General features: G+C 34.6%; 7 protein-coding genes. 3 read left to right on the top strand and 4 right to left on the bottom strand.

The window, feature by feature from the left end; genetic code table 11:
* Nucleotides 1–618: 618 nt before the first annotated feature.
* The 3 genes from BMY14_RS17030 to BMY14_RS17025 form a co-directional block, all read right to left on the bottom strand.
* Nucleotides 619–1,629, bottom strand: coding sequence for an NADH:flavin oxidoreductase (locus tag BMY14_RS17030; protein ID WP_091834466.1), 1,011 nt, complete (start codon nt 1,627–1,629; stop codon nt 619–621).
* Between the two features lie 232 nt (nt 1,630–1,861).
* Entirely contained in the window at nt 1,862–2,038 is a 177-nt protein-coding gene (locus BMY14_RS20685; protein WP_177177641.1) for a nitroreductase family protein, read from the bottom strand.
* Between the two features lie 14 nt (nt 2,039–2,052).
* Nucleotides 2,053–2,421, bottom strand: coding sequence for a winged helix-turn-helix transcriptional regulator (locus tag BMY14_RS17025; protein WP_091834463.1), 369 nt, complete (start codon nt 2,419–2,421; stop codon nt 2,053–2,055).
* A 738-nt stretch (nt 2,422–3,159) separates the two neighbouring features.
* Here BMY14_RS17025 and nfsA point away from each other — a divergent pair.
* Both nfsA and BMY14_RS17010 read left to right on the top strand, forming a co-directional pair.
* Entirely contained in the window at nt 3,160–3,897 is a 738-nt protein-coding gene (gene nfsA, locus BMY14_RS17015; protein WP_091834461.1) for an oxygen-insensitive NADPH nitroreductase, read from the top strand.
* 221 nt (nt 3,898–4,118) lie between these two features.
* Complete coding sequence (locus tag BMY14_RS17010; RefSeq protein WP_177177640.1) at nt 4,119–4,784, top strand: HI0074 family nucleotidyltransferase substrate-binding subunit; 666 nt, start codon at nt 4,119–4,121, stop codon at nt 4,782–4,784.
* A 343-nt stretch (nt 4,785–5,127) separates the two neighbouring features.
* Here BMY14_RS17010 and BMY14_RS17005 read toward each other — a convergent pair whose 3' ends face one another.
* Nucleotides 5,128–6,021: a LysR family transcriptional regulator gene (locus BMY14_RS17005; RefSeq protein ID WP_091834455.1), complete on the bottom strand. Its 894-nt coding sequence runs from the start codon at nt 6,019–6,021 to the stop codon at nt 5,128–5,130.
* A 117-nt stretch (nt 6,022–6,138) separates the two neighbouring features.
* Here BMY14_RS17005 and BMY14_RS17000 point away from each other — a divergent pair, with 117 nt between their 5' ends.
* The gene (locus tag BMY14_RS17000; RefSeq protein ID WP_091834453.1) at nt 6,139–7,113 is read left to right on the top strand and encodes an NmrA family NAD(P)-binding protein; all 975 of its coding nucleotides are present in this window, start codon (nt 6,139–6,141) and stop codon (nt 7,111–7,113) included.
* Nucleotides 7,114–7,172 lie beyond the last annotated feature (59 nt).

Raw genomic sequence — 7,172 nt, 5'->3', positions numbered from 1 at the left:
GTTTTGCTTTAGGGAATGGTTGATTGAAATCTTCGATTGCCAAATACTTGCGCACCGTTTTGCGATCACAAGAAAAGGTTTTTGCAATTTGTGAAATATTGAGACCTTCCTCAAAGAACGCTTTTCTGATATAATCAATTTGGGTCATTGTGAGCATCCTCCAGTCCTCCCCCGTTAGTGTTTTGTCACCTAATAAGGGTAGGTTATTTGGTTCTTGTTCGCAATGGCTTTTTGCATTTTTGAGGAATTCTGTTTTGCATAAGTGGGGATTTTTATTTGCAACTTTGTCCTATTTCATTATGCCATAAACACGAATCGCGGCAGTCGCACCAATTGTAATCAAGGGTTCTAGCATTTTGCTGGAGCCTTTTTTGTATTGTGCGCCTAGTATGGGTGCTTACTCGTCGGCGTAAGTCCAATACGACTGTAAATGGTAATATAAAAGTGAGCTAAAAAAACTGCCCCCATAAATTAGACCTAAATCTAATTTATGGGGGGCAGTTCAGATCCGTTTATTTTTTTATTAACTGTTTGAAATAAAACACCGACTTAACCAGGGGCATCGACGAGTTTTAATTTTAGTCGAAAAAAATCCCTGTTACCAAAAACTTCGAATAATTAAATCCGTATCGAAGCATATTTACTAATTGCGTTTTTAACCCAATTTGAATCGTTAAAGACAGGTCTTCCGACGCCAATTAAATCTGCAACATTATTTTGCAGAAGCAATTCGGCTGTTTCTATTGTTCTAATACCTCCAGTTACTATGACCGGGATTGAAACAGCACTTTTAACTGCTTTTGCCTGTTTAATAAAATATCCTGATTTTTCCGAGTCCGGTACTGTGTAACGACACATTCCACCGGATATGTCAAGCATATCCGCGCCTTCATTTTCTAGTTCTTTTGCCGCTACAATACAATCATTTAAGCTAAATCCGCCATCCATATTATCAGTAGCACCAAGGCGGAATAAAATAGGAAAATCATCACCAACCGCATTGCGGACGGCTCTTAGTACTTGAAGATGAATAAGAATCCTGTCTTTAATATTGCCTCCATATTTATCAGTTCTTCTATTGGTAAGTGGTGACAAAAACTGATTTAATAAATAACCATGGCAGGAATGTATTTCAACCCCATCGAAACCGGCTCGCTTTCCTCGTAAAGCCGCATTCGCAAAATTACTTATAATTTTTTTGATATCATCGCATTTAAGTTCACACGGGAGCTCTAAATTTGACTTTGAAGGATTTATAACAGCTGATGGAGCAATCGGCTGAGAACCAATAACATTTATATTAGTACCGCTTCCCGCATGGTTTAATTGCAAGATAACAGGACAGCTATTATTGTGAATGACATCGCAAAGCTGTCTTAAGCCTGAAAGCATACTGTTGTCAGCAGAAGAAATCTGGTGGAAGCTCGATTTTCCGTCTGCTGAAATAAAAGTGTGTTCTGTAATTACCATACCAAAGTATCCGCCACGTGTTTTTTCGTCATAATATTGTAAAAGAGGAGAAGTTATTTCTCCTTGTAATCCAGCTCTTGATGTTGCCATTGGAGGCATTATTAGCCTGTTTTTTAGATTAAGATTACTAATTTTTAAGGGTGTAAGTAAACGAACCATAGAAAGTACCTTCTTTATATATTGATTTTGTTTTTCAGATGTTGAGAAATTTGGTAGAATATATGTAAAATTTTGAGATTTTTGTTATGCCACTTTTCTGTTTAGAATTCATTTGAATCGCATGAATAGTGCCAAGTTACGACCAATGGGGAGCAGTTTAGCAGCCGTCTAAAGCCATATTTGGAATAAATAACTATAATTTCGCCCTTTACTGTTAAGTTTTCAGGTATATCTAATAGTTGAAGCAAGGAGTGATAGCCAGATTTGGTGCAAACAATTCAGCATATGCAAGAGTAAAATTAGTATTATCACGTCCATGTGTAAAATTTTTATCAGAAATTGCTAATATAAAGTTAGGTGTATTTCGTAAAACCACATCTTCACCAGTTTTGTGATAATGATCTGACATTTCGATAAAATTAACTACATATCATCCTTAGTTTGCTTGCTACGTGTCTTGGTATAGTTGAATACTTCTTTTGACCAGTTACGTGACCACTCACCAAATGGACGCAATAATTCCATAAGTTTTTTTCCGCGTTGGGTCAATTGATAGCCCTCAATAGTACGCTCTACAATATCGGCTTCTCTTAACTCTTTGATGCGATTGTTTAATATTCCAGGAGAAATAGACTCGCATCGTTGCTGAAGTTCTCTGAAAGTAGTGGAATCATTCTGCAAATTCCAGATGATACCCATTGCCCAATTTCTACCTAAAAGATCGAAAAGAGCCATAATAGGAAGTCCTGATTTTGAGCCACGAACTGGTTTTCCTGGATGTGGAACTGACATATTTTTAATCCCCCTTATGTTTGTCTATGATGATTTTTTAATCAATTCTTTTTTAGTTTGCGATTTTTTATTTTAATTGTAATCACTGGCATAAATATTCTTTTCTTTCATAGTAAAATATTTACATTGCGCTATATAAATAATATCATGCTACCATTTATATAGCAAATACATAATGGAAAAATTTAAAATTACATTATATGATATATTTTGAAATCTAAAGACTCGCAAGGGAAAACCTAACATATATGAAATATTAGGATGGGATAGAAGAAATAATAATAAAACTATTGATATTTATTTTATAGCATGCTACTATATTAGTAGCACAGTGCTAGTTATTTAATTAAATTGAAAGGAAGTGTTATTGTGCCAGTAATTAAAATGAAAATGAAAAAAACTCAGCTTCTCCTGCCAGCTCTTTCACTGTTTTCATTGAAGAGTATGATCCTGACAGTATTGGTATTGGAGGGGAAACATTGTTGGAAAAATACGCTAACAAGTAGAGTAAATAAAGGATAGACACCGCGTTCTTATATTACGAATGTGGTGTCTTATATAAAAGCTATTGTAACTATAGTTATAATAGATGAATTTAAAAATTACTGAAAAAAATCATTGAATTGAACGATTTATGGTTGAACAAGTGTTTTGTTTGGTAAAATTGGCGTCAGTGTTACTATGCATATAAGAATCAAAAAATAAAAAAGTCTATTTTTATTTTTTAGGGGGATTAACATGAATCAGGTTATGGAATTATTAAAAAAACATTCTTCAGTTAGAAAATTTAAAGAGCAGGACGTCGATGAAAATCTGCTGCAGGATATAATCAAATCGAGCCAATACGCATCGACTTCACATCATATTCAAGCCTATACAGTGATCCATATTAAAGATCAAGCAAAGAAAACGAAGTTGGCTTATTTAACGGGTGAACAAAGTTATGTTGAAGAATGCCCGGTTTTTCTGGTCTTTTGTGCAGATTTAAATCGTTTGGGAAAAGCTTGCAGTATGAATAATGAAACGATTGAAAGCAGTTTGACGGAGTTGTTTATTATGGCAACAGTCGATGCGGCTCTCTTTGCGCAAAATGTCATGATTGCTGCTGAATCAGCAGGTTTAGGCGGAGTTTATATCGGAGGAATACGGAATAATCCACAGGAAGTGTGTGATTTGCTTAAAATTCCCAAGCTCGTGTATCCTGTATTTGGTATGTGTCTTGGGTATCCGGAAAAAGTAAATAGTACAAAACCTCGCCTGCCTCTGTCGCTTGTTTTAAAAGAAGATGAATATTCGACGCAGGAAGATAATGTTAAGCTACAAGAATATGATGAGGTTATTCGGCAGTATTATCGGGAGCGAAGCAATAATGAACGCAGCAATAGCTGGACAGAAGGAATGGCGGCGTTTCTTAAACAAAAACAGCGTCCGCATATGAAGAAGTTTTTAGAAAAACGCGGGTTTGAAATGAAATAAATATTTGTTTGTGTGTTACGTTGATTGCAATTTACTTTTGTAAATTGCAATTTTTTTTAGATTGTACAAATTTGTTTCACAGTGCGAAGGTGAAACGTTGCTTGAATTCAATCGCATTAACGACCAGACTGATAGAATCATGCTTGGAAGCTGGCTGTAGTCTTGGATATAATTGTGGTATAATAATGCTAATTGATTGTAGCGTGGAGGGCGGATATGTTATGGAGCAATTAATGGACAAAATAAAAATGATTGCTTTTAATTACCCTGATATTTACAAAATCATCTTGTTTGGATCAAGAGCAAGAGGCGATTTTAGAAGTAGTAGTGATATTGACTTAGCAATCTTTAGTCAGTCTGAATCAAGCTTAGAAGTAGCTAATTTTACGAATGATATAGAAAAATTAGATACCTTGTTTAAGTTTGATATTGTGTTTATCAATCCTCTTACAGATGAAAAGTTGCTAGCTAATATAAATAAAGAGGGAATTGTGATTATGGAACGATTATCAAATAAATTACATAATTTTAAAAGTGCGGTTGAACGACTTGGTGAAGCACTAATTGAGCTAGAAAACTCTGGCAGTAGTGTTGTTCGTGATGGCGTTATTCAGCGTTTTGAATTTACTACTGAACTTGCTTGGAAAGCGACACGTGAATATTTACTAGATCAAGGGTTTGTTGAGGTTAATAGTCCAAAGTCTGTAATGAAAGAAGCTTTTAGTTATGGTTTAATAAAAAATGATGAAATATGGGTACAAATTTTAAACGATAGAAATTTAACTTCTCATATTTATAAAGAAGATATATCTATAGAAATATGTAATCGGATCATTGCAACACATTTTAATGAATTAAAAGCTTTAAGTGAACGGCTGAATAAATAGACTTAATAATAATAGGAAATATCCTATAAAATGATAAAATTATTCTTCTAAGCTGTGGTTCCGCGTTCGAATCGCGGCAGTCGCACCAATGAAATCAAGCCTTTACGAGAGTGGGCACGATAACATGTTTGAATATGTTATCGTGCCCATTTTTTATTTAACAACATATAATTTTTGTATGGCATTGGTAATGATCTCATCGTGATGGGGCATACCGTTTTAAGGTGTGAGATTGTTTGATGGTAAGCGTATTGGACAACCAAACAGTTTAGTGTAGCCTATCCAGAAATTGTTTTTTTACTGCGAAGTTTGAATTCTATAATTCTTTAAATTTCTCCGAGATTCATACCACGTGTTTCCCAAATATACATGTTGCAACTTTTATAAAATCACGTATTTCTTTTTTCTTATTTGATTTATTCCATGCTGCCCCGTAAGATACCATTTCCGTAATATCCAGTGGAATTGTAAGATAATATTGATCTGTTGGTGCTACAAAACTTGGCATAAATGCAATCCCCATATTTCCTTTCATCATTGTGGTACAAATTATTTCCGAATCACAAAAAAGTATTGGTGCATCAGGACATAACCGTTGGATTTTATTTTGCACGCGTGCCATTTCAGGTGGGCATTTAATAGGATCAAGTAAAATCAATGTCTCATTTTTTAAGTCTTCAATTCCAATAAATGTCTTTTTTGCGAAAATATGATCCTTAGGAATCACGCATACAAAAGTACTTTTCAAAAGCTGGTAATAGGATATCTCAGAATATGACTGGATATTTTCCTGTACTGTGAATATAATATCGCTCTTCTGATCAATAATGGATTTCTTAGACTCCTTATAATCAGCATGTTTTATATAAAAATGAATATCAGGGTAGTTTATCCTGTAATAAGATAATATTTCAGGCATCATCTCTTGTTCAAACAATGTTCCCTCATAGCAGATTGATAGATTTGTTTTATAATTCATGGCATAATTTTTCGCCTTTGATATGGCAATGTTCGTTTTGGTCAAAACATCTTTCATATCAGTATAAAAAGATACACCGGCAGGTGTCAATTCTACATTTCTTTTATTTCTAATAAATAACTTAAAGCCAAATTCAGCTTCTAGTGTTTTAATTTGTTGTGAAACTGCGGGTTGGCTTATATATAATAATTTAGCAGTCGTGTTAAAATTCAATGTTTCTGCCAATTGGACAAAACATTCGATTTGTTTAAAATACAAAAAATCACCTCCGTCTTTAATAAGTATCTTTTATTAATCATAACAGTTTTCAATTTCATTTTCTAGTAAGGAACTGCTATATTTATACTAGAGTAATTTTTACGAGGAGGATTTACAATGAAGTATATCGTAACCGGATGTGATGGAAAACTCGGTGGCAGAGTCGCTGGAAATATGTTAGAGCATATTTCTCCAAAAGAATTGATTTTCACTTGTCCTTTTTTAAATCGACTGAATCCTGAAAAGAAAACAAACTGGGAAAGTTTAGGAGTCACTGTCTCGCAAGCCAATTATGACAACGTGGAAGAAATGGCAAAAGCTTTTGAAGGTGGTGACAGGCTTTATATTGTATCTGCTGTAACAATTGGCGAAATTAGAATACAGCAACACAAAAATGTAGTAGATGCCGCTATCAAAGCCGGCATAAAACATATAACATACACATCTTTTCTTGGTGCAAGTAATCCTGCGTATGAACATGTATATGTTACTCCAGACCATACTGCTACAGAAAAATACATCCGTGAAAAGCATGAAGAGACAGGTATTTCCTACAATTTCATGCAGGATAATCTCTATATGGAAAACTATCTTACAACATCAGTAATGCTTGCACTTATGTCTGAAAATAAATGGTACACAACTGCTGGTGAAGGAAAGGCAACCTTTGTTCCAAAGGATGATGTTGCCAGATTAGCTACTGCATTGTTACTTGGAAAAGGCAAAGACAATAAAACCTACCTAGCCTGTGGCGGAGAATCTATTTCACAGAGAGATATCGTGACACTAATTAGCGAATTATCAGGAAAACATATTGAATACTGTCCTGTAAGCCATGCTGAATTCTTTGAATATCTTGATTCCGTGCATATTCCAAGAACTGCTACAGGCGACTATTCTCAGTCACCTGTTCCATGGTGTGGAAATGACATGGTTACAAATGAGGCAAGCATCGCAGAGGGGTTAATGGATGTATCGTCTAACGCGATTGAACTTCTTACAGGTCAAAAGCCAAAAACGGTACGAGAAATTGCCCAAAATTATAGTTATATCTGGGAAAAAAATATCACAAACTGGAAAGATATTGTGTAAATCTATCTAAACCTATAAGCGACTTTCAATTTTTTTTGAGAGTCGCTTATTTTAGGGTC

The sequence above is a fragment of the Propionispira arboris genome, from assembly GCF_900109225.1.
GTDB lineage: Bacteria > Bacillota > Negativicutes > Selenomonadales > Selenomonadaceae > Propionispira > Propionispira arboris.
Note: the sequence above shows the minus strand (reverse complement) of the source record. Positions and strands in the feature narration are given on the sequence as shown.

Coding starts and splice junctions, on each gene's coding strand:
- BMY14_RS17030 (WP_091834466.1), bottom strand. CDS start 1,629: ATGGTTCGTTTACTTACACCCTTAAAAATTAGTAATCTTAATCTAAAA.
- BMY14_RS20685 (WP_177177641.1), bottom strand. CDS start 2,038: ATGTCAGATCATTATCACAAAACTGGTGAAGATGTGGTTTTACGAAAT.
- BMY14_RS17025 (WP_091834463.1), bottom strand. CDS start 2,421: ATGTCAGTTCCACATCCAGGAAAACCAGTTCGTGGCTCAAAATCAGGA.
- nfsA (WP_091834461.1), top strand. CDS start 3,160: ATGAATCAGGTTATGGAATTATTAAAAAAACATTCTTCAGTTAGAAAA.
- BMY14_RS17010 (WP_177177640.1), top strand. CDS start 4,119: ATGGAGCAATTAATGGACAAAATAAAAATGATTGCTTTTAATTACCCT.
- BMY14_RS17000 (WP_091834453.1), top strand. CDS start 6,139: ATGAAGTATATCGTAACCGGATGTGATGGAAAACTCGGTGGCAGAGTC.